The sequence below is a fragment of the Cupriavidus sp. 30B13 genome, from assembly GCF_049059565.2.
GTDB lineage: Bacteria > Pseudomonadota > Gammaproteobacteria > Burkholderiales > Burkholderiaceae > Cupriavidus.
This window is the reverse complement of record NZ_CP188224.1, coordinates 628,458-650,232: the sequence shown is the minus strand read 5'-3', so window position 1 is coordinate 650,232 and position 21,775 is coordinate 628,458. Positions and strand designations below refer to the sequence as shown.

General features: G+C 68.5%; 21 protein-coding genes. 8 read left to right on the top strand and 13 right to left on the bottom strand.

From position 1 onward, the window contains the following. Positions 1-208: 208 nt before the first annotated feature. Positions 209-550: a hypothetical protein gene (locus ACKI2N_RS22270; RefSeq protein ID WP_420995675.1), complete on the top strand. Its 342-nt coding sequence runs from the start codon at positions 209-211 to the stop codon at positions 548-550. A 92-nt stretch (positions 551-642) separates the two neighbouring features. Here ACKI2N_RS22270 and ACKI2N_RS22265 read toward each other — a convergent pair whose 3' ends face one another. From ACKI2N_RS22265 to ACKI2N_RS22255, 3 genes are read right to left on the bottom strand one after another with little or no spacing between them, the layout of a single operon-like run. Next, complete coding sequence (locus ACKI2N_RS22265) at positions 643-1,401, bottom strand: enoyl-CoA hydratase/isomerase family protein (RefSeq protein ID WP_420995674.1); 759 nt, start codon at positions 1,399-1,401, stop codon at positions 643-645. Between the two features lie 2 nt (positions 1,402-1,403). Continuing rightward, positions 1,404-2,009, bottom strand: coding sequence for a cysteine dioxygenase (locus ACKI2N_RS22260; RefSeq protein ID WP_420995673.1), 606 nt, complete (start codon positions 2,007-2,009; stop codon positions 1,404-1,406). 21 nt (positions 2,010-2,030) lie between these two features. Further along, positions 2,031-3,215, bottom strand: coding sequence for a CaiB/BaiF CoA transferase family protein (locus ACKI2N_RS22255; RefSeq protein WP_420995672.1), 1,185 nt, complete (start codon positions 3,213-3,215; stop codon positions 2,031-2,033). 148 nt (positions 3,216-3,363) lie between these two features. On the opposite strand from ACKI2N_RS22255, the gene ACKI2N_RS22250 reads away from it, so the two are divergent. The 3 genes from ACKI2N_RS22250 to ACKI2N_RS22240 all read left to right on the top strand — a co-directional run bounded on the left by ACKI2N_RS22250 (position 3,364) and on the right by ACKI2N_RS22240 (position 6,633). Beyond that, positions 3,364-4,164 (top strand): IclR family transcriptional regulator, encoded by an 801-nt coding sequence (locus tag ACKI2N_RS22250; RefSeq protein WP_420995671.1) that lies wholly within the window; start codon positions 3,364-3,366, stop codon positions 4,162-4,164. A gap of 146 nt (positions 4,165-4,310) precedes the next feature. Next, positions 4,311-5,738: an NAD-dependent succinate-semialdehyde dehydrogenase gene (locus tag ACKI2N_RS22245; RefSeq protein WP_420995670.1), complete on the top strand. Its 1,428-nt coding sequence runs from the start codon at positions 4,311-4,313 to the stop codon at positions 5,736-5,738. Between the two features lie 547 nt (positions 5,739-6,285). Continuing rightward, positions 6,286-6,633, top strand: a complete 348-nt coding sequence (locus tag ACKI2N_RS22240; protein ID WP_420995669.1) for a hypothetical protein — start codon at positions 6,286-6,288, stop codon at positions 6,631-6,633. A gap of 19 nt (positions 6,634-6,652) precedes the next feature. Here ACKI2N_RS22240 and ACKI2N_RS22235 read toward each other — a convergent pair whose 3' ends face one another. The 7 genes from ACKI2N_RS22235 to ACKI2N_RS22205 all read right to left on the bottom strand — a co-directional run bounded on the left by ACKI2N_RS22235 (position 6,653) and on the right by ACKI2N_RS22205 (position 13,447). Continuing rightward, positions 6,653-7,852 carry a DUF2252 family protein gene (locus ACKI2N_RS22235; RefSeq protein WP_420995668.1) on the bottom strand — a complete coding sequence of 400 codons (1,200 nt, stop codon included), beginning with the start codon at positions 7,850-7,852 and terminating at the stop codon, positions 6,653-6,655. A 46-nt stretch (positions 7,853-7,898) separates the two neighbouring features. Then, a complete protein-coding gene (locus tag ACKI2N_RS22230) occupies positions 7,899-8,273 on the bottom strand; it encodes a cytochrome C oxidase subunit IV family protein (protein WP_420995667.1) in 375 nt (124 codons plus the stop codon). Positions 8,274-8,281: 8 nt separating this feature from the next. Then, positions 8,282-8,995: a heme-copper oxidase subunit III family protein gene (locus ACKI2N_RS22225; RefSeq protein WP_420995666.1), complete on the bottom strand. Its 714-nt coding sequence runs from the start codon at positions 8,993-8,995 to the stop codon at positions 8,282-8,284. A 31-nt stretch (positions 8,996-9,026) separates the two neighbouring features. Further along, on the bottom strand, positions 9,027-9,671 hold the full coding sequence (locus tag ACKI2N_RS22220) for a bb3-type cytochrome oxidase subunit III (RefSeq protein ID WP_420995665.1): 645 nt from the start codon (positions 9,669-9,671) through the stop codon (positions 9,027-9,029). Beyond that, a complete protein-coding gene (ctaD, locus tag ACKI2N_RS22215) occupies positions 9,668-11,422 on the bottom strand; it encodes a cytochrome c oxidase subunit I (protein WP_420995664.1) in 1,755 nt (584 codons plus the stop codon). Before ctaD ends, ACKI2N_RS22220 begins: the two co-directional genes overlap by 4 nt. 26 nt (positions 11,423-11,448) lie before the next feature. Beyond that, positions 11,449-12,636 (bottom strand): cytochrome c oxidase subunit II, encoded by a 1,188-nt coding sequence (locus tag ACKI2N_RS22210; protein ID WP_420995663.1) that lies wholly within the window; start codon positions 12,634-12,636, stop codon positions 11,449-11,451. Positions 12,637-12,943: 307 nt separating this feature from the next. Beyond that, a complete protein-coding gene (locus tag ACKI2N_RS22205) occupies positions 12,944-13,447 on the bottom strand; it encodes a hypothetical protein (protein WP_420995662.1) in 504 nt (167 codons plus the stop codon). A gap of 400 nt (positions 13,448-13,847) precedes the next feature. Here ACKI2N_RS22205 and ACKI2N_RS22200 point away from each other — a divergent pair, with 400 nt between their 5' ends. Next, positions 13,848-14,030: a hypothetical protein gene (locus ACKI2N_RS22200; RefSeq protein ID WP_006163669.1), complete on the top strand. Its 183-nt coding sequence runs from the start codon at positions 13,848-13,850 to the stop codon at positions 14,028-14,030. Between the two features lie 63 nt (positions 14,031-14,093). Then, positions 14,094-14,270 carry a hypothetical protein gene (locus ACKI2N_RS22195; protein WP_420995661.1) on the top strand — a complete coding sequence of 59 codons (177 nt, stop codon included), beginning with the start codon at positions 14,094-14,096 and terminating at the stop codon, positions 14,268-14,270. A gap of 27 nt (positions 14,271-14,297) precedes the next feature. On the opposite strand, the gene ACKI2N_RS22190 is transcribed toward ACKI2N_RS22195, so the two are convergent. Together ACKI2N_RS22190 and ACKI2N_RS22185 are read right to left on the bottom strand one after the other, a co-directional pair. Beyond that, on the bottom strand, positions 14,298-14,483 hold the full coding sequence (locus ACKI2N_RS22190) for a rubredoxin (protein ID WP_020206294.1): 186 nt from the start codon (positions 14,481-14,483) through the stop codon (positions 14,298-14,300). Between the two features lie 121 nt (positions 14,484-14,604). Further along, complete coding sequence (locus tag ACKI2N_RS22185; protein ID WP_420995660.1) at positions 14,605-18,570, bottom strand: DUF748 domain-containing protein; 3,966 nt, start codon at positions 18,568-18,570, stop codon at positions 14,605-14,607. Positions 18,571-18,617: 47 nt separating this feature from the next. On the opposite strand from ACKI2N_RS22185, the gene ACKI2N_RS22180 reads away from it, so the two are divergent. Together ACKI2N_RS22180 and ACKI2N_RS22175 are read left to right on the top strand one after the other, a co-directional pair. After that, positions 18,618-18,923 carry a hypothetical protein gene (locus ACKI2N_RS22180; RefSeq protein WP_426990932.1) on the top strand — a complete coding sequence of 102 codons (306 nt, stop codon included), beginning with the start codon at positions 18,618-18,620 and terminating at the stop codon, positions 18,921-18,923. Between the two features lie 97 nt (positions 18,924-19,020). Next, positions 19,021-20,334, top strand: coding sequence for an MFS transporter (locus ACKI2N_RS22175; protein WP_420995659.1), 1,314 nt, complete (start codon positions 19,021-19,023; stop codon positions 20,332-20,334). 62 nt (positions 20,335-20,396) lie between these two features. On the opposite strand, the gene ACKI2N_RS22170 is transcribed toward ACKI2N_RS22175, so the two are convergent. Next, a complete protein-coding gene (locus ACKI2N_RS22170; protein WP_420995658.1) occupies positions 20,397-21,590 on the bottom strand; it encodes an extracellular catalytic domain type 1 short-chain-length polyhydroxyalkanoate depolymerase in 1,194 nt (397 codons plus the stop codon). Positions 21,591-21,775: the final 185 nt, after the last annotated feature.

The following is a 21,775-nucleotide window of genomic DNA, read 5'->3' as shown; positions in this document are numbered from 1 at the left end:
AATCCGCCGGCAGACCTTGTCAGCAGCCGTCTGTCAGACGACCAGCCAATTGTAAGCAGTTGTCCGGATCGGGCACGCGCGGCGAAAAGCGCCGGTCAAACAGGGGCGAAATGCGCAAACCGAGGAGCGCCGGCGCCTGGCGGCATTGCAGCACCCATGCCGCATCCGGCCGGCGCGTCGTACCGATCCATCAACAGTGAGGTCTACTATGTCGCAGAACAAGCCCATTCGCTTCTTGCAAGCTTCCACCGCCGTGGCCGCCGGCCTGCTGTGCGCCGCTGCCTTCGCGCAGAGCCCCGCCATTCCCGCCGACAATGCGAACACCGCCGCGCCGGCCGGCATGACCCAGGTGGAGCCGCCCAAGGATCCGCTGGTGCAGCGCCGCGAAGCCAACAAGCAGGCATCGGATGACTACAAGGCCACCAAGAAGGCCGCGAAGCGCGAGTACAAGCAAGACGTGAAATCCGCGAAGCAGGCAAAGAGCGCGGAAAAGAAGGCCAACGACGCGACGGCCAGGCAGGAGTTGTCGGGCGGCACGGCGCAGAACTGACCGCGCCGGCTGCCCATTCATGCGCCGCCAATGAAAATGCCCCGGGCCGTCCCGGGGCATTTTTGCGTCGGGCGTGGCCCGGTGCCGCTGGCTCAGCCGGCGGACGAGGCGCGATAGGCCGCGATGCGCGCCTTGATGCCGGGCCGCGCGGCGGAACGTACCAGGTCGGCAAGCTGCCGGGCCGCCGCCGCGCCGTCCGCGCCGTCGCCGGTGGCGGCGTGAATGGCCGCCTGCGTGCCGGGGTCCAGCCGCCGCGCGCGCTGTGCCAGCGCCGCCACCGTGGCGGCGCGCGCCGCCGCACCGGCTTCCAGCACGCCCGTGGCGAAGCCGCTCGCCAGCGCGGCCTCGGCATGGAACGCGCCGCCGCCGGTGATCCATTCCCGCGCCCGCGCCGCGCCGACCAGGCGCGCCAGCCGCGCGCTGCCCAGCACCAGCCCGAACGCCGCGCCCGGAAACGCGAAGCTGCTCCCCGCTTCCACCCAGCGCTGCTCGCACGCGGCCGCGAGGTCTGCCCCCGCGCCCATCGCCCGCCCCTGCACCAGCGCCAGCGTGGCGAACGGCGCCGCATGCACGCTTTGCAGCAACAGTTCCACGCGCACGAAGCGCGCCAGCAGGGAGTCGTCGCTCTCGGCGTCGAGGTCGCCCAGGTCGAAGCCGGTGCAGAAATGCTTGCCCGCGCCGTCCAGCACCAGCAGGCGCGTGCCGTCGCTGTAGCAGGCTTCCACCGCCGCCGACAGCGCCGCCACCAGTTCGCGCGACAGCGCGTTGCCGCGCGCGGGGCGGTTGAGCGTCAGGCGCGTGACGCCGTCTTCCTTGCCGGTCAGCAGAATGTCGCCGTGGTCCGCGCTCATGCTCATGCCTTTGCCGCCGGCGCCCACAGGTTGGGCACCAGCGCGTTGGAGTAGCCCGAGACGAAGGGCTTGGGCGCGCCGCTGGCGGCATCGTAGACATGGCGCCGGATGCGGCCGATATTGCCGCCGTACAGGTGCACGCTGATCGAGACGCGGTCGTCATAGGCATTGCGCACGCGATGCACGTCGCCCAGCGTGGGCGACACCGCGGCCACCTGGCCGGCGCCCAGCAGCACCTCCTCGCCGTCGGCCACCAGCCGCCCGCCGTCGACGCGATAGCGCTGGTCGATCTCCGCGCCGCGCAGCACGCCGATCAGGCCCCACACCGTGTGGTCGTGCACCGGCGTCTGCTGGCCCGGGCCCCACACGAAGCTGACCAGCGAGAAGCGGTCGAGCGGGTCGCCGTAGAGCAGGTGCTGCTGGTAATAGACCGGATGCGGGCGGGCCATTTCCTCGGGCAGCCAGTCGTCCTGCGCCACCAGCGCGGCCAGCGCGCCGGAGGCCTGCGCCAGCACGGCGGCCTCGCCGCCGCCCTCCTGCCCGGCCTGCGTGACCAGGCGGCTGACGGTGGCCACGAATTCGCGCAGCCGTTCGATGTTGTCGCTCATGTCTGCTCCTTCAGGCTTTCATCAGGCTGTTTCGTCCGCGCCGGCCACATCCGCGCCATAGCGCGCGCGCACCGCCGCATTGTGCTCGCCCAGCGCCGGCGGGTCGCGGCGGATCGGCAAACCCTGCCCGTCGAAGCGCAGCGGCGAGGCGAAGGTACGCGTGCGGTGGCCGCCCGGCAGCGTCAGCGGGCGCACCCAGTCCATATGCTCGACCTGGGGATCGTCCAGCGCGGCGGCATAGTCGTTGATGCGCGCGTGCGGCACGCCGGCCGCGTTGAAGGCGGCGATCCAGTGGTCCACGCCCGCCGTGGCGAAACGCTCCTCCAGCAATACCTTGAGCGCCGCCTGGTTGGCGGCGCGATCGCGCGTGGTGGCGAAGCGCGCGTCCTGCGCCAGCGCGGGCAGCTCCACCACGCGCACCACCTCCAGCCAGAGTTTCTGGTTGCCGGCGGCGATGGCGAAGTAGCCGTCGGCCGCCTGGAAAGCCTGGTAAGGCGCGTTGCGCGGATGGGCCGAGCCGAGCTTGGCCGGGCTGCGGCCGTTGCCGAAATACTCGCTGGTCTGCAGCGCGGCAATGCCGAGCGTGCAGCCGTACATCGGCACGTCGATATGCGTACCGGCGCCGCCCGCGCGCACGCGCGCCAGCGCGCTGGCGATGGCGAACGCGCCATACAGGCCCGAGGCGAAATCCGCCAGCGGCACGCCGCATTTCACCGGGGCGCCGTCGGGCTCGCCGGTCACGCTCATCACCCCGGCGGCGGCCTGGATGGTCAGGTCGAAGCCGCCCTCGCCGGCGCGCGGCCCGCTCTGCCCGTAGGCCGACACCGAGCAATACACCAGGCCGGGCTTTTCTTCGCGGAAGCTGGCATAGCCGAGGCCCAGCCGGTCCATCACGCCCGGGCGGTTGTTCTCGATCACCACGTCGGCATCGAGGATCAGGCTGCGCGCCAGCGCCAGGTCGGCGGCATCCTTCAAATTCAGCGCCACCGACTGCTTGTTGCGGTTGAGCGAGGCGAAATTCTCGGAGTAGCCGTCCGACAGCGGCGGCCATTGCCGCAGGGTGTCGCCGTCGGGCGGCTCGACCTTGACCACTTCGGCGCCCATGTCGGACAGCAGCATGCCGCAGAAGGGGCCGGCTGCGACGGTACAGAATTCCACCACCTTGACGCCCAGCAGCGGCAGGTCGTGTTGCGGGAGATCGCTCATCGGGAAAGCACCGGGAAGGCAAGCATGGAAGATGCGAGGATTATAGGGACGTTGCCAAATACGGTACTATCGTTCCACATTTGAGAACACATATGCGTCGCCCGCATATGCTCGGATCCTCACCGCCGCCGCAGGAGGCATCGCGCCCATGAACAACACCTTGATCAAGGGGCTCGGCGTGGTCGAGCTGCTCGCGCACAGCGCGCGCCCGCTCGGCCTGACCGAGATCGCCGCCCACATGGGCCTGGCCAAGAGCAACGTGCACCGCCTGCTGCAAGCGCTCACCGACATGAACTACGTGATCCGCGATGCCTCCGGCACCGGCTACAGCCCCTCCATCAAGCTCTGGGAGCTGGGCTCCGCCGTGCTGGCGCGGCTGGACCTGCGCCGCCATGCCGAAGCCTGGATGGACCAACTGATGCACACCAGCGGCGAAAGCGTCCACCTGTCCGTGCTCGACGGCGGCGAAGTGGTCTACGTGCACAAGATCGACAGCCCCAACCCGGTGCGCGCCTATACCCAGATCGGCGGCCGGGCGCTGGCGCACTGCGTGGCCACCGGCAAGGCCATGCTGGCGTTCCAGCCGGAGGCCGCGCTGCAGCGGATGTCGGCCGCGCTGGTGCCGTCCACGCCCAACAGCATCGTCGACCCCGCGCAGTTCCTGCAGGAAATGGCCAAGGTGCGCAAGCAGGGCTACGCGGTCAACCGCGGCGAGTGGCGCGAGACGGTCTGCGGCGTGGCCGCGCCGATCAGCGACGGCAACGGCCAGGTGATCGCCGCGGTGGGGCTGTCCGGCCCCGCCGAGCGCTTCAGGCCGCAGCGGATCAAGGGCTTCGCCGAGCTGGTGCGCGGCTCCGCCGCGGAGATCTCCGACAGCCTCGGCGGCGGCTCGCGCCACGGCGCGCTGGCGCTGGCGGCGCGCGGGATGGCCACGCTGCGGCGCGGCTGAGCCGCCCCGGGGGCTGCAGATATCGGCCCGACGCGTTAAGCTTGCGGCTTCGTCCAGGAATTCCTGGCCCGGGCGGCCATCGCCCTGGCCAACCTGCGGCACCACCGGCTCCGGAGTGCCGCACTCACTACAATCAGGAGAAAGGCATGTACCAGGATCTCGCCCTCTACATCGATGGAGAATTCATCAAGGGAGGGGACCGGCGCGAGCAGGACGTCATCAACCCGGCCACCCAGGAACTGCTCGGCAAGCTGCCGCACGCCAGCCGCGCCGATCTGGACCGCGCCCTGGCCGCGGCGCAGCGCGCCTTCGAAAGCTGGAAGAAGACCTCGCCGCTGGAGCGCTCCAGGATCCTGCGCCGCGTGGCCGAACTGACCCGCGAACGCGCCAAGGACATCGGCCGCAACATCACGCTGGACCAGGGCAAGCCGCTGGCCGAAGCCGTCGGCGAAGTCATGGTCTGCGCCGAGCACGCCGAATGGCATGCCGAGGAATGCCGCCGCATCTACGGCCGCGTGATCCCGCCGCGCCAGCCCAACGTGCGCCAGCTCGTGGTGCGCGAGCCGATCGGCGTGTGCGCCGCCTTCACGCCGTGGAACTTCCCGTTCAACCAGGCCATCCGCAAGATCGTCTCGGCGGTCGGCGCCGGCTGCACGCTGATCCTGAAGGGCCCGGAAGACTCGCCCAGCGCCGTGGTGGCGCTGGCCCAGCTGTTCCACGATGCCGGCCTGCCCCCGGGCGTGCTGAACATCGTGTGGGGCGTGCCGGGCGAGATCTCCACCTACCTGATCGAATCGCCGATCGTGCGCAAGATCTCGTTCACCGGCTCGGTGCCGGTGGGCAAGCAACTGGCCGCGCTGGCCGGCGCGCACATGAAGCGCGTGACGATGGAGCTGGGCGGCCACTCGCCGGTGCTGGTGTTCGACGACGCCGACATCGAGCCGGCCGCCGAGATGCTGGCCCGCTTCAAGCTGCGCAACGCCGGCCAGGTGTGCGTCTCGCCGACGCGCTTCTACGTCCAGGAAAAGGCCTACGACAAGTTCCTGGCGCGCTTCACCGAAGTGATCGGCTCGATCAAGGTCGGCGACGGCCTCGAAGACGGCACCCAGATGGGCCCGCTCGCGCATGAGCGCCGCATCGCCTCGATGGAGCAGTTCCTGGACGACGCCAGCCACCGCGGCGGCAAGGTAGTGGCCGGCGGCTCGCGCATCGGCGACAAGGGCTTCTTCTTCGCGCCCACCGTCGTCACCGAACTGCCCGACGACGCCAAGCTGATGGTGGACGAACCGTTCGGCCCGGTCGCCCCGGTCACCCGCTTCAAGGACGCCGAGGAAGTGCTGCGCCGCGCCAACAGCCTGCCGTTCGGCCTGGCCTCCTACGTCTTCACCAACTCGCTCAAGACCGCGACGCTGGTGTCCAACGGGCTGGAAGCCGGCATGGTCAACATCAACCATTTCGGCATGGCGCTGGCCGAGACACCGTTCGGCGGCATCAAGGACTCGGGTATCGGCAGCGAAGGTGGCCAGGAAACGTTCGATGGGTATCTGGTGACCAAGTTTATTACGCAGGTTTGACAGGGCGGAGTGGAAGTCGGGCCTGGAGGTTGGCTGCTTGTGGCCCCTCCGGGCCTTGTCGTTTTTGGGGCTTGCTTCTCGGCCTGGCGGTTTGAGATCGATTGGTCTATTTAGGTGTATTCTTGGATCTGCTTGTGTTTGTGGGCCTGGCGGCTTGGGCTTGATAGCCCGTTCGCACACATGTAAGTGTCACTTTTCTTTTCTCGAAAAGAAAAGTAACCAAAAGAAAGCGATTCTTGCAGAAGGCTGGGCGCTCAGACTTTAAGTCTGATTTGGGTTTCGTGGTGGGCGCGACGGCTTCGATGAGGCTGCTGACGCTACCGGCGCTAGCCACGGTGCTATATCGAATGGTGTCCGATTCGTGGTGGCGCTGCATGATGGCGTAGGCCCCGGTGGTTCAAGCTGCTGCCGCGACCGGAGCGGATGCCACGTCATAGGCACGACACTGATTTCGTGGTGGGCGCGGTGGCACCAGTTTGAAACGTAGCCGCATACACCCGCGCCCCGGTCCACGACGCCCACCACGAAAACACGAGGGTGCTACGTCGTGGCCGCCAAAACCGGTAACGGCAGATGGCCGGACAAGCAGTGCACCCGCCATCATAGGTCTGACCCCGAAACCACTGCCGCCAGCAAGATCGTGGCGAATCGCACCGGTAACGGCAGGATGCCAGCAGAACCGCAGTCCCCACCACGAAACCACCAACAATCAGCAATCCCAACGTTTCTGCCCCTGCCGGCCAGGCAGTCCGCTTTCTTTGCCTACTTTCTTTTCGGAAAAAAGAAAGTAGGTCGCTCCGGGGGAGCGAAAGCCTTTGACTTTGAAGTTGACTTTGACTTTGACTTTGAAGTTGATTTAAATCTTTTAAAGATTTTGACTTTTAAATCGACTTAAAACCTTTAAAACCAAAACCTCACCCCCTCCTCCCCCTAGCCACCCGATAATCCTCCGCAAAACCCCTCCACTGCTTCTGCGCCATCTCACACCCATGCCGCGCCAGCTTCAGCACCGGCGCACGCCAGTGCTCCCCGGCGGCGAATTCCTGCAGTTGCTCGATCCGGTCGGCCGCCTCATGCCCGCAGCCGCGCAGGTGCGCCCACGCTGCAACACGCGCCATCGTCAGCAACACCTCCCGCAGTTGGGTACGGTCGGTCTGGGAACCGATGTTCACGCGGTCGGCGGTGGGCTGGAGCCCTTTCACGACGTAGGATGAAGAATCCATCGCCACCGCCGACAACAGCGCCGGCGATGCTGCCTGCATGGCATGCTGGATCTGCACCACGCGCGCGGCTTCGCTGTGCCAGTGGGGCTGCGCGCGCAGGGGCATGCTTTTCCAGGCGCTGGGCGCGGCCCGCTTGATGTCGATCAGGCGCTGGACGGCAGGCGTGGCGCCGCTGTGGGCCAGCACCACATAGCGCTCGAGCCCGAGGCTGCCCACGCCGGCGATGCGGCGCGCGGCGTCGTCCGCGACCAGGCGCCCGTGGTGCGACTGCTGACCGAACTCGCGCAGGATGGCGGCGGCGCGCTTGCGCTGGCCCTTGAGCGGCGCCAGCGCGTGCTTGCCGTCGACCAGCAGGCCGCGCTTGCCGCCGCTGCGCACGGTGCGCTCGGCCAGCAGTTCGCCGCGGCGCCGGCGCTTGACCCGGCGCAGCAGCGTGGCGACCATGCCGGTGGCGGTGGCGCGCTCCACCCAGCGCGGCTTGCCGGAGGCCAGCACGGCGGCGTAGGCGTCGAGCATGCGCTCCGCGCCGGCGTGCGCGTCGGCCTCGGACAGCCCGAGCTGCGGCGCGGCGATCATCAGGCTGGAGAGCAGGCGCACGAGGTCCACCGTGAGCGGTGCGACCAGGGCGTCGTCGAAGTCGTTGAGGTCGAAGTAGACCAGGCCGTTGTCGCCCTTGAAGCTGCCCAGGTTTTCCAGGTGGAGGTCGCCGCAGACATAGGTCACGGGCGCTTCGATCAGTGCCGCCTCGCCGCCCACGGCGGCGGCGTAGAGGTGGTTGGTGCCGCGCAGGAAGGCGAAGGGATCGGCCGCGATCGCGGCCAGCTTGCGCGTGAGCCGCTCGGGATCGCGGCCCTGGTTGTAGATCAGGATGGCTTCCGTGGCAGGGTGCATGGCTTCCTCTGGTGGACCGGCAACCTGCCAAGTGTACCTCCGCCTTTCAGTGGAAGAACGTGCCGCGCAGCAGGAACGTGTAGTCCGCCTCGGCCGCCATCAGCCCGACCAGCACCAGCAGGCACAGCGGCGGCAGCAGGATGGCGCAGATCAGCGCCAGCCGCTCCCATGCCATGTGCATGAACACGGCGACGATCAGCCCCGCCTTCATCACCATGAACAGCAGGATCAGCGTCCAGCGCAGGTAGCCCTCGAAGTGGAAGTAGTCCACCAGGTACGACAGCGTGGAGAGCACGAACAGCAGCGCCCAGATCTTCAGGTACAGGCCGATGGGATGCTGCTGGCCGTGCGCGGCGGGCGCGGGCGGTGCGGAGGGCGCCGCCGGCGTGGCGGGCGTGGAAGACGGTGCCGGAATGGCCATGGCGAGCCTCACCAGAGATAGAACAGCGCGAAGATGAACACCCACACCAGGTCCACGAAGTGCCAGTACAGCCCGGCGATCTCCACGATCTGGTAGTTGCCGCTGGCTTCGTAGCGCCCGCGCAGGACCTTGGTCGCCACCACCAGCAGGTAGATCACGCCGCAGCTCACGTGCAGGCCGTGGAAGCCGGTGATCATGAAGAAGGCGGAACCGAACTGCGCCGCGCCCATCGGGTTGCCCCACGGGCGCACGCCCTCCTGCACGATCAGCTTGGTCCATTCGAAGGCCTGCATGGAAACGAAGGCCACGCCGAACAGCGCAGTGATGAACATCAGGGTGGCGCATTTCACGCGGTCGCGCCGGTAGGCGAAGTTCACCGCCATCGCCATCGTGCCGCTGCTGCTGATGAGCACGAAGGTCATGATGGCGATCAGCAGCAGCGGCACCTCGGCATTGCCGACATGCAGGGCGAAGACCTCGCTGGGGTTCGGCCACGGCACGGTGTTGGCGATGCGCACCGTCATGTAGCCGGTCAGGAAGCAACTGAAGATAAAGGTGTCGGACAGCAGGAAGATCCACATCATGGCCTTGCCCCACGACACCCGGAAGGCCTGCTGGTCGGAGCCCCAGTCGGCCACCAGCCCGCGCCAGCCCGCGACCGCCGGAGCGGGCGCGGAGACCGGCGCGGAGACGGGCGCGGAAGAAGCGGGTTGCGATGACATCGGCTTACCTCCCTCGGCGTCGGCCCGGCCCTCAGCCGCGGCCGCAGATAAAGCGCACGAATTCCGGCGTCAGCCAGCCCAGCGCGGCCAGCAGCACCAGCCACACCGCCAGCAGGAAATGCCAGTAGCGCGCGCACAGCGCGATGCGCAGCGCCATGCGCGTGCCCGGCGCGGCGCGCATGGCGAGCACCCACCCGGCCAGGCCGCCCAGCACGTGCAGGCCATGCATCGCGGTCAGCAGGAAGAAGAAGCTGCCGGCCGGATTGTTGGCCGGCGCCACGTGGATGGCGAGCAGGGCCTGCCACGCCCACAGCTGCGAGCCGACGAAGGCCGCCGCCGCCAGGCCGCCCCAGCGCAGCGCGCGATGCGCCAGCGACAGGCGGCCCGCGCGCGCGGCGCGCGCCGCCGCCTGCATGACCGCGCTGCCTGCCGCCAGCAGCGCGGTGGACAGCCACACCTGCCACGGCAGCGCCACCGGATGCCAGTCCGGCGAATCCATGCGCATGGCGTAGGCGGTGACGAACAGCGCGAACAGCGAGCTCACCACGCCCATGAACACCCACAGCCCGATGCTGGCCGGCGCCGGGCCGGTGCGCTGCCGGCCCACGTCGCCGGGGCCGGGGCCGCCGCGGCGCTCGCCGCCGCCGTCGGTGCGATAGATCAGGTTCGCGTTCATGCCACGGCTCCGTGGCTGGAGTATGGCTCGGGCTCGGCGCCGCCGGCTTCGGGCGGCGCGTTCTGCGCGATGAAGTCTTCGCTCGCGCCGGGCACGCTGTAGGCATAGGCCCAGCGGTACACCACCGGCAGCTCCGGCCCCCAGTTGCCGTGCGCGGGCGGCGTCTGCGGCGTCTGCCATTCGAGCGAGGCGGCCCGCCACGGGTTGGCGCCGGCCGGCCGGCCGCGCCGCACGCTCCAGGCCAGGTTGAAGATGAACACCAGCTGCGCCGCGGCCACGATAAAGGCGGCGATCGAGATATACGCGTTCATGGTGTGCGCCGACTCGGGAATGAAGGAGTAGTTGTCGTAGGCGTAGTAGCGCCGCGGCATGCCGAGCACGCCGAGGTAGTGCATCGGGAAGAAGATCGCGTAGGTGCCGACGAAGGTGACCCAGAAGTGCAGGCGGCCCAGTGTGTCGTCGAGCATGCGGCCGGTCACCTTGGGATACCAGTGGTAGATGCCGCCGAACACCACCAGGATCGGCGACACGCCCATCACCATGTGGAAGTGCGCGACCACGAAGTACGTGTTCGACAGCGGGATGTCCACGCTGACGTTGCCGAGGAACAGCCCGGTCAGCCCGCCGATGACGAAGGTGCTGATGAAGGCGATGGCGAACAGCATCGGCACCGTGAAATGGATGTCCGCGCGCCACAGCGTGAGCACCCAGTTGTAGACCTTGATGGCGGTGGGAATGGCGATGATCAGCGTGGTGGTGGCGAAGAAGAAGCCGAAGTACGGATTCATGCCGCTGACGAACATGTGGTGCGCCCACACCACCACCGACAGCACGCCGATGGCCAGGATCGCCCACACCATGGTGCGGTAGCCGAAGATGCTCTTGCGCGAATGCACGCTGACCAGGTCGGAGACGATGCCGAAGGCCGGCAGCGCCACGATGTACACCTCCGGATGGCCGAAGAACCAGAACAGGTGCTGGAACAGCAGCGGGCTGCCGCCCTTGTAGTCGAGATGCTGGCCCATCGACACCATCGCCGGCATGAAGAAGCTGGTGCCCAGCGTGCGGTCGAGCAGCATCATCACGCCCGACACGAACAGCGCCGGGAAGGCCAGCAACGCCAGGATGGTGGCCATGAAGATGCCCCACACCGCCAGCGGCATGCGCATCAGCGTCATGCCCTCGGTGCGCGCCTGCAGCACGGTGGTGACGTAGTTGAGGCCGCCCATGGTGGCCGCCGCGATGAAGATCAGCAGCGACACCAGCATCAGGATGATGCCCCACTCATAGCCGGGCGTGCCGGGCAGGATGGCCTGCGGCGGATAGAGCGTCCAGCCCGCGCCGGTGGGCCCGCCGGGCACGAAGAAGCTCGCCAGCAGGACCAGCACGGACACCAGGTAGACCCAGAAGCTCAGCATGTTGAGGAACGGGAACACCATGTCGCGCGCGCCCACCATGAGCGGGATCAGGTAGTTGCCGAAGCCGCCGAGGAACAGCGCGGTCAGCAGGTAGATCACCATGATCATGCCGTGCATGGTGACGAACTGGTAATAGCGGTTGGCGTCGATGAAGGCGAAGTGCCCCGGGAAACCGAGCTGCAGGCGCATCAGGTTGGACAGCAGCACGCCGATCAGCCCCACGAAGATGGCGACCAGCGTGTACTGCACGGCTATCACCTTGTGGTCCTGGCTCCAGATATAGCGGGTGAAGAAACTGGTGGGGCCGTGGATGTCGTGGTCGGCGTATGCCATTGCGGTTCTCCGGTTCTCCTGTCGGCTTACCGGGCGGCCGCGCCCGATGCGGCGGCCGCCGGAGCGCCGGCCTGCGTGCCGCCGGCCTGCGCGCCGTTGGCGCGGATGTAGGCGATCAGCGCGCTCACTTCCTCTTCGCTCAGGGGAATCTTCGGCATCACCGGCCCGAAGCCCTTGACCAGCCGTTGCTGCGGTTCGGTGATCTCGGTCTTGAGGTAGCCGTCGTCCACCTTGGCGCTGCTGCCGTCGGCAAAGGTCTCGGTGCGCCCGTACAGGCCCTTCCAGCTCGGCCCCACGCCGGCGGTGCCGTCGATGCTGTGGCAGCCGATGCAGCCCTTGCTCTGCGCCAGCGCGCGGCCCTGCGCCGCGAGCGTGTCGGCGGGCGAGCCGCCGGCTCCTGCCACCGCGCCCGGCGCGGGCGCCTTCAGCATGGTCAGGGCAAAGGTCGGCTGGCGCGCCAGCCAGGCCTGGAACGCGGCATCGTCCTCCACCACCACCTTGCCGCGCATGTTGTAGTGCCCCACGCCACAGAGCTGCGCGCACAGGATCTCGTAGGTGCCGGTCTTGGTGGGCGTGAACCAGAACGAGGTCACCATGCCCGGCACCATGTTCATGCGGGCGCGGAACGGCGGCACGTAGAAGTCGTGCAGCACGTCCTTGGAGCGCAGCAGCACCTTGACCGGGCGGTTCAGCGGCAGGTGCACCTCGGGCCCGGCCACGATGATGTCGTCCTGCCCGCGCGGATCGTCGGGGTTCACGCCCAGCGGATTGGCGGCGGAAACGAAGCGTGCATCGGAAGTGCCGAGCTGGCCGCCCTGGCCGGGAAAGCGGAAGCTCCATTGCCATTGCTGCCCCACCACTTCCAGCACCATCGCATTGGCGGGCGGGCGCACGTACTCGGCATACACGAACAGGCCCGGCGCCAGCAGGGCGATCACGCCGAGCGTGGTGCCGGCGGTCAGCCACAGCTCGAGCTTGCGGTTTTCCGGCTGGTAGGCGGCGCGCGCGCCGGCGCGGTGACGGTAGCGCCAGACGATGTAGCCGACGAAGAAATTGATGACGACGAAGAAGATGCCGGTGATGACCAGCGTGATGGTCAGCGTATCGTCCATCTGCTTCCAGTTCGAAGCAAGCGGGGTCGCCCACCACGGACTCAGGAAATGGAAGAGCACCGAAGCGACGACGATGACGACGAGTGCAATGGCGAGCGCCATACCGACCCTCCCCCTCGCGCATGGCTGACCGCGAACTCAGCGCGAGGTTGAGATAAGCCTAGTGCATGTGGTCCGCCGCGTGCAAGGCGCCGCCCGCATCGCTTTGGGTGCGCCGCCGCATGAACGCGCCGCGGGCAGGGCGCCGCCGGCGTGAGGCAGCCGGATAAAAAGCGGCGAAGGAAAGCCAGGGCCTTCCTTCGCCGCCGGTGGACCGCGCCGCCCGTGTAGTGGCAATGCGCAAGACCGAAAACCTGGCCCCGCCCCCTGCTTGCCTTTCTGTCGGCCGGCGGGATCGCGTGGGCCGTGCTCAGTGCGATACATCCTTGCTTTCGAGCTTCCAGTAGGCGATGGCCGCGGTCATGCCGAAGATCAGGTGGCCCACCAGCGTGTGCCACCCGCGCGCATCGGCGAACCAGGAGAAGAAGCGGGTCATGCCGTAGAAGTTGAGCAGGTAGACCACCAGCCCGAACGCCGCGCCGGTCAGCAGCACCATGCCGATGCTGGAGTCGAAGTGGAACGGCGCGATGATGGCCGCCAGGACCATGCCGAGCACCGCGCCCAGCACGAAGTGGATGACCAGTGCCGCCGCTACCGTGCCCACGCTGAACAGCGAGGTCTGCAACACGTCCGGGCCCATCACGATGGCGGCGATCATGCGTGTGGTGCCCCACGGGTTGACGCCGGCCACCATGGTGGACCAGAACAGCTCGACCACCATCAGCAGCGCGCCGGCCGCGAGGCCCGACACCGCCGCCGCCATCCAGTCAGGCAGACGACGCACGTAATGGTGCGATTGCATGTGAAGTTCCATAGCCACCTCCGATACGCTGGTTTGCCGCAGTCGTGCTGCCGCGAGCGCCGCGGCCCGTTTGCCGACCTGCCTGCATGTTGGTCAGCATAGGACACGCGGGCCTGTCCGTTAGACCGCTTGGCCGCAAATATGTGCATGCGGTGGGCGGCCGCAACGCGTGGGCGGCGAGGCGGGCGAGTGCGTGTGGCAGCGCCGGTACTTGCCGTGGCAGCGCGGCAATGGCGGTGTTCGATGGCGGCGGGAATGCTGCAGCGCCGCGTACGGTCAGTGCCGCGGCGGCATGTGCGCCGCCCCGAAAGCGCGTATGTGCCGCTTAGGTGACAACCCCGACGCAATCGGACTTGGCGTCCCCGTGACACTTTCTATACTGGAAGCACAAGTAGAGAGACAGGAGACAGCCGTGCTGCACTTCACGTCACATGATCTTGTGTTCCTGATCCCGATGGCGCTGGTTGGCATGATCGCTTTCGGCGGGATTCCGTTCACGGCCCGGGCCTTGCGCATCAGTTGTCGCGCGGCGGGCGCCATCTTCGGAGCCCTGCTGGCGGTGGCCTTGCTGGAAGCCTTGCCGTTGCTGATCTGAGCGCCGTCGGACGCCGCGCGCGTTCGCTGGGGACTGCGGGCTGACTGTAGAAAGGAGGCCGCGATGACGCTTGGCCTGTTGGCCGCCATGATGGCGGCGCTGCTGCTTGTCACCGTGGTCGCCGCGATCTGGCGCTGCAGCCATCCCTATCGCATGCGCTATCGCCGCTGCGCGCAACGCAGGCGGCGCGCCGGCCTGTGCCGGGAAATGCAGCGCCGCCAGCCGCCGGGCCTTACCTGAGAAACCAGAAAGACAGCGCGCGGGCCGTCAGATCTCGATCATGGCGAACTCGCCCTTGCCCACGTCGCATTCGGGGCAGCGCCAGTCTTCGGGAATGTCTTCCCAGCGCGTGCCGGGGGCGATGCCGTCTTCCGGCCAGCCTTGTTCTTCGTCATAGACCCAGCCGCAAATCAGGCAGACCCAGGTCTTGTAGGCAACGACTTCCTGCTGCAAAACGCACTCCTGTTTTCTATTCCGGGCAAGATCATACAAGCTTTTGGGCCGCCGGCGGCTTTCGTCGCCGGCGCGGCAACGCCGCGCAGCGACGACGCGGGGATCTTCCTGGAACGACTTCCTAGTCGCGGATGGCGAAGTCGACGCGGTTGGGCGCGCCCTTGTCCTTGATGCCCTCGGCATCCAGCTTCGGCGCGGTCAGGAACAGGCGGCTTTCCGGCACCTTGCCGTCGCGCTCGAGCGACTGCTTGACCGCCAGCGCGCGCTGCTCGGCAAGCTGGCGCAACTCGACGTTGGTCACCGGCGCGTTTTCCAGCAGCAGCTTTTCCATCTCCTGCGGCGGCAGCGACTTGGCCAGGCCGATCACGTTGCGCGGCTTCTTGAACGAAGCGCGCTTGTAGACCGCCTCCAGGTACTTCGGATATTCCTGCGGCGACACGGTCAGCCTGGCGCCCTGCTCGCCCTCCTCGCCGTCTTCCGCCACGCCGCCCTCGCGGGCATTGGCGCGCAGGTCGCGCGCCTTCTGCTCGGCCACGCGCGCATCGAGCCACGCGCGTTGCGCGCCTGCCATGTCGGTAGCCGGATCGATGCGGCCGCTGATCTCCAGCCGCAGCGACGGGCGGTCGGCCAGCGCGCGGCCGAGCGTGTCGATCTTCTGCCTGGCCGCCGGCGTGAGCGTGGCGGTGCCGGGCGGGAACTCGACGTAGCCCAGTTCGTCGCCGCCGCCACCGAAGGCCGAGGCGATCAGCGAAAACGGCGAGGTGATGGCCTTGGTCAGCAGGTTCACGATCACCCGCACGATCACGCCGCCGATGCTGAACTCGGGGTCCGACAGCGAGCCCGAGACCGGCAGGTTGATGTCGATCACGCCATTGCGGTCCTTCAGCAGGGACACCGCCAGCAGCACCGGCAGCTTGGTCGCGGTCGGGCTGTCGACCTTGTCGCCGAAAGTGAGCTGGTCCAGGTAGAGATGGTTGCGGGCGTCCAGCTTGCCGTTCTCGATCTTGTAGGCCACGTCCACCGTGAGCTTGCCCTTGGTGATGGGATAGCCGGCGTACTTGGCCGCGTAGGGCGTGAGCCGCGTCAGTTCCACGCCGGCAGCCTTGGCGGCGATGTCGAGATAGAGCGGGTCGGCCAGCGGGTTGAGCTTGCCGTCGATATTGACCGGGGCGTCGTCGTCGATGCGGCCCGCCAGCGTGAGATCCGCCGGGGCCGGTTCGGTCGAGGACACCTTGGAGACCGAGCCCTTCATGTCGGTCAGGTTGGCCGTGTAGTTGGGCCTGACGAAGAAGTCCGAGAAGTTGATGTTGCCCTTGTCCACCGTCACGCCGCCCACGCGGATCTGCGGCCTGGCCGCCGCCGTGGCGGCCGGCGCCGGCGCGGGGGTGGCGGCCGGCGCGCTGGCCGGCGGCGCCGAGGCGGGGTTGGCCTGCGTCAGGCTGGTGCTGGGCGCGGCTTCGCCCTTGGCGGCGCCGCCCGCCATCACGTCCTGCAGGTTCAGGCGGCCGTTGGCGTTGAGGATAACGCGCGCGTAGAAATCGGACAGCGCCACGCTGCCCACGCCCACTTTCATCGGCCCTTTCGACTCGTCCATGGCGAAGTCGATGCCGTTGACCGCCAGCGAGCGCCAGCGCAGGAAATCGTCGCCGGTGACGCGGTCCACGGTGCGCACGTTGCCGAGCTGCGCGTTGCCGGCGAAACGCGCGGCGATCGGCTTGCCGCTCGGCGCGTCGACGCCCAGGCGCCCCTTGACGGTGGCGGTGCCGCCGCGCAGCGCGGCATTGAAGCGGTCGGCCAGGTAGGGCTGCAGCGGCGCCAGGTCGATCTCGCGCAGGTCCACCTGCATCTGTACCGCCGGCGCCGTGGGCAACACGGTGCCGTCCAGCGCCATCGCGCCGCGGCGGCCGGTCTCGGCCTTGAGCTTGAGCGGGATCGCGCCGGGGGCCAGCGGCCATTGCAGCGCGCCGGTGCCCAGGCTGACGTTACGGTACTGGTGGATCACCGGGCGGTCGCGGTTGGCGGCGGCCGGCGCATAGTCGGTCAGCCGCACGCTGCCGCCGTCGAGCGTGAATTTGCCCAGCTGGGCTTTCCACGGCAGCGGCCTGGCGGCCGTCGGGCTCTCGGGCTGGGCGGCCTTGGCGGTGACCGTGGCCGAGCGCTGGCTGGCCTTCTGTTCGGACTGCGCCGCCCACAGGCGCGCGCTTTCGAGCAGCTCGCCGCGGTGGTCGCGCGTGAGCGCGACCTGCGGCTTGGCCACCACCAGCTCGCCGGCCCGGAAGGTATGCCCGGCAAGGTCGAAGCCGATGTCTTCGAGCGCCACGCGCTCGGCGCGCATGACCGGCAGGCTGGCGGTGTCGTCGTTGCCCGTGCGCGCGCGTGCGCGGCGCGCCTTGCCGGCGCCGGCGGCGGCCTTGTCCGTGGCGGCGGCAGCGGCGGCAGCGGCGACAGGCGCGGCAGAGGCGGCAGCGGCGGCCACGGCCACCGGCTCGCGCGTGGTCAGGTAGAGCGGCGCCAGTTCCACGCGCGACTTGTCCAGCGAGAACGCGAAGGCCGGGCCGCCCCACGCCATCTTGTAGTGCAGCTCGGCGTTGACCGCGGTGTCGCCCAGCTGCGTGCGCAGCTCGGCCGGCCACCATGCGGCAAACCCTTGCGGCTTCACGCCGCTGGCCTGCAGCGTGCCGGCCATGGTGCCGCCGCGCAGCGTCAGCTCGCCCTCGTGGCTGAGGCTCTGGCCTTCGCCGAGGCCGAGCTTGGCCTGCACCTTGGCCGGCTTGTCGCTGTCGCCCGACAGGCCCGCGACTTCGGCATCCAGCGGCCCGAGCGCCAGCGTGCCGGGCCCGGAGGCGGCAAGCTCGTCGCGCAGCGCGAGGCTGGCCTGCTTGACGCTGATCTGGTCGATCGCATAGGACCACGGCTTGGGCGCCGGCTGCGGCTGGGCGATGCCTGCCGCGGCGGGCGCCGAGGCGGGGGCCGCCTTCGCGGCGGGCGCGGATGCCGCGGGAACGGGGGCGGATGCCGCCGGCTTGGCCGCCGGGGCCTGCGGCAGGAAAGCCTGGGCCAGGTCGAGCGTGCCGTCGGCCCGGCGCGCGGCGTTCACGGCCAGCCCTTCCACGGTCACGTTGCGCAGGTGCGCCTTCTGCGCCAGCGGCTCGATGCGGTCGATGTCGACCGCCACGCGGCCGGCCTTCACCAGCGGCGAGCCGTCGCGCTTGCGGATGTCGGCCTCGCGCAGCGCCGCGGTGCCGGCCAGGAAGACGTCCTGCTTGTCCTTGTCCTGGATGAAGCCGAGCGTCAGGCGCGTATCGAGCAGGCCGCCCTTGACCTCGGCATCCTTGAGCGCGGGCGCGAACGCCATATAGCGCGGCAGGTCGAGGCCGTCGAGATTCAGGTTCAGGTGCGTCTCGCGCGAGGCGGCGAACGGCAACATGGTGCCGTCCAGCGCCAGCGCGGAACCGTTGATGCGCGCACTCAGGGAAGGCCGCGTGACGATCTCCACGTCGTGCGGCAGGTTGGACAGGAACGGCAGCGTGATGGTGAGGTTGTCGACGCGCTGCGTCTGCCCGAGCAGCTTGTCGTCGAACACCACGCTGCCGCCGGTCAGGGCGATGTTGTTGACCGAGAAACGCGCCGGCTCGGACTTGGGCGCGGCCGGCCTGGCGGCAAAGCGCTCCTCGATGTCGGCGTAGTTCATGCGGCCGCTGGCGTCGCGCGCCAGGCGCAGCGCGGGCCGGTCGATGTGCACCGCGTCCACCACCGGGGCCATGTGCCACAACGAGGCAATGGCGCCGTCGATCTCGGCCTCGCCCAGCGTCAGCATGGGCGTGGTGCCGTCGGGTTCGTAGATGGTGACGTCCGACACGGTGACCGCGAGCGAGAAGGGACGCACCTGGGCGCCACCGAAGGTGACCTTGCGCCCGAGCGCCTCGCTGGCCTGTTTCGCCACGAAGGACTTGATCAGCGGCGGCCCGCCGAAATACCCGGCCAGGCCGAATACCGCGAGCGCCGCCACGATGCCGCCGGCCACCCGCACGCCGGCCCTGCGCCGGGGCGTGGCGGTGGCCGCCTGCATGGAGAACTTGATTGCCATGTGATCCTAGAGAGTTCGACCCCGATACCGATATCCGATATCCCGTCATGCCGGCATCCCTGTATGCGGGCTCGCCGATGCTTCGCACTAAACTCGCGGGGCCACGCGCGCAAAAGCCCGGCGCGCGGGATTTTCAGCGAATCGGCCGCTTTGTGGCCCGAATTTCACTTTTTATCCACATTATGGCAACGGATTGGGGCAATGCAAAGGCATTCAAACTAATCCCTAAGCGATTTCAAGACTGCAAAAAATCCATTCAGCCGGACTTGTCCGGGCCGGTGTCCCGCCGATCTGGTATTGTTCCGCTTTTGCGAAGCGTCATGTCGCAAGCCAGCGGCTTACCCGCCACTTAGTGCCTGCTTCTCCCGCGCTGTAACCCTCCGGCCAGAACCCTCCACGTCAACCGTGTTGCGCGCTTCGCATGCGAACTTTTTCCATGCGAGTCTTCTCATGTCGATCACCAGCAGTACTGCCGGCACGGACGGCGCGCGCAACAGCGCGCAGCCGCGCCCCCTGACCAGGCAGGATTACAAGACGCTTGCCCTGGCCGCCCTCGGGGGCGCGCTTGAATTCTACGATTTCATCATCTTCGTCTTCTTCGCCACCGTCATCGGGCAGCTGTTCTTCCCGCCGTCGGTGCCGGACTGGCTGCGCCAGCTGCAGACCTTCGGCATTTTCGCCGCCGGCTACCTGGCTCGTCCGCTGGGCGGCATCATCATGGCCCACTTCGGCGACCTGCTCGGGCGCAAGAAGATGTTCACGCTGTCCATCCTGCTGATGTCGGTGCCGACGCTGCTGATGGGCCTGCTGCCGACCTACCACGCCATCGGCCTGCTGGCGCCGCTGGCGCTGCTGATCCTACGCGTGATGCAGGGCGCCGCCGTGGGCGGCGAAGTGCCCGGCGCCTGGGTGTTCGTCTCCGAGCACGTGCCGGCGCGCCGCACCGGCTACGCCTGCGGCACGCTGACGGCGGGGCTGACCGCCGGCATCCTGCTGGGCTCGCTGGTGGCCACCGGCATCAACAGCATCTTCACCCCGGCCGAGCTGACCGACTGGGGCTGGCGCGTGCCGTTCCTGCTCGGCGGCGTGTTCGGCATCGGCTCGATGTACCTGCGCCGCTGGCTGCATGAGACGCCGGTGTTCGCCGAACTGCAGCAGCGCAAGGCGCTGGCCGCGGAAATGCCGCTCAAGGCGGTGGTGCGCGATCACCGCGGCGCGGTGGCGGTGTCGATGCTGCTGACGTGGATGCTGTCGGCCGGCATCGTGGTGGTGATCCTGATGACCCCCACCTTCCTGCAGAAGATCTACGGCTTCGACGGCCGCACGGCGCTGATGGCCAACAGCGTGGCCACGCTGTGCCTGACCGCGGGCTGCGTGGTGGCCGGGCTGATGGCGGACAAGATCGGGGCGCGCGTGACGCTGTTCGTGGGCGGCCTGCTGCTGGCGATCAGCGTCTATGTCTTCTACAGCACGCTGCACACGCGCCCGGACCTGCTGGTCCCGCTGTACGCGGTGACCGGTTTCCTGGTCGGCACCATCGGCGCGGTGCCGTACGTGCTGGTGAAGGCCTTCCCGCCCCAGGTGCGCTTCTCGGGCCTGTCGTTCTCGTACAACGTGTCGTATGCGATCTTCGGCGGCCTGACGCCGATGATCGTCACGCTGATGCTGAAGAACGACCCGCTCGCACCCGCCTACTACGTGGTGGCGCTGTGCGCGCTGGGCATGGTGACGGCGCTGTTCGTCAAGGACCGCTCGCACGCCTGAGCGCGGCTCCGCGCGATGAAAAAGGGCAGCCGAGGCTGCCCTTTTTCATTGCGGCGGCGGCTTCAGCGGCGATGCTGCTTGAAGAACTGCCACATCAGCGCGCTGGCGTCGGGGCCCAGCGGCGAATGGTAGGCGTAGTCGCCGTCGCCGCCGCTCCAGGCATGGCCCAGGCCGGCGATCTCGCACACTTCCACCATGTCGCGGTTCCACACGCCGAAGCTGGCTTCGAGGTAGTCGCCGGCGGGCAGGCTCGCCGCGGGCGGGTCTTCGGCGGCCATGTCGGCATCGACGGCGCTCTGCGCCACGTCGGCGGTGGCGGCCATTTCCACCGCGGCCAGGGCCTGCCCGGCGTGGGCGGCGCGCCGCGCGGCGTTGCCGCTCATGCGCTCGTCCACGCGGTCCGTCATGCCGTTGTAGGCCAGGAACTGCCGCGCCAGCAGGCGCGCGTTGACCGGATGCACCGCTTCGTCCGCCATGCCGTGCAGGATGATGGCAGGCATCTTGGCGCCGCCCGGCATGGCGCCGGCGGCGTCCAGCAACACCGCCGGATCGGCGCTGGTGCCGTGCTGCATGGCGCGCAGGCCGTCGCGCGGCGTATGTCCGGCGCCGATCACCACGCCGGAATGCAGGCCCACCGCGGCGATCTTGCCGGGATAGCGCAGCGCCACCACCGCCGCCATGCTGGCGCCAGCGGACAAGCCGGCCAGGTAGACCTGGTCGGGGCGCACGTCGGGCCGCGCCTTCAGCGCGTCGATCAGCACCGACAGCGCCTGCGCCTCGCGCCCGCCTTCGGTCGCGCCGAGGTCGAACCATTGCCAGCATCGCTGCATCTGGCGCCGCAGCGGCTGCTGCGGGTACGCCACCATGAAGCCCTCGCGCTCGGCCAGCGCGTTCATGCGGGTGCCGGCGGCAAGGTCCTCCGGCGTCTGCCGGCACCCGTGCAGCATGACGACCAGCGGCATGGGACGCGGCGCCTTGCGCGACGGCACGTACAACCAGTAGGACAGGCGCGGCACCAGCTCGCCCGGCATCGGCGTGAGGTCGTGGTGATGGGCCGCCCACTCGCCCGGCAGCGGCCGCCGCGGCGGCAGGGGCAGGCGCAGCGGCGCGGGGGAACGCGCCCGCAGGCGGGGGGAAGCGGGGTTAAGGGTAGCGATACGCTCGAACCATGTCTTGAGTTGGTGCGCGGACTGCGGTTGCGCCCGGCTGATGTGCCGGAGCTGCGCATGCCAGTCTGCCGAAAGGCTTTTGGCCATGAAGACTCCTGCTGTCTACATTGTTGCGATGCAGCATATCACAGCCTCCGAGGCGAGGTCGGCGTCGCTTTTTGGCAACATGTTATTCATGAAATACATTATTGCCGTCCACGTGAAGCAGCGGGCGCATGGTGGTTAACGTCACAGTATCGAAAAAATTGAATTCCCCGTTCGAAATCATGCAG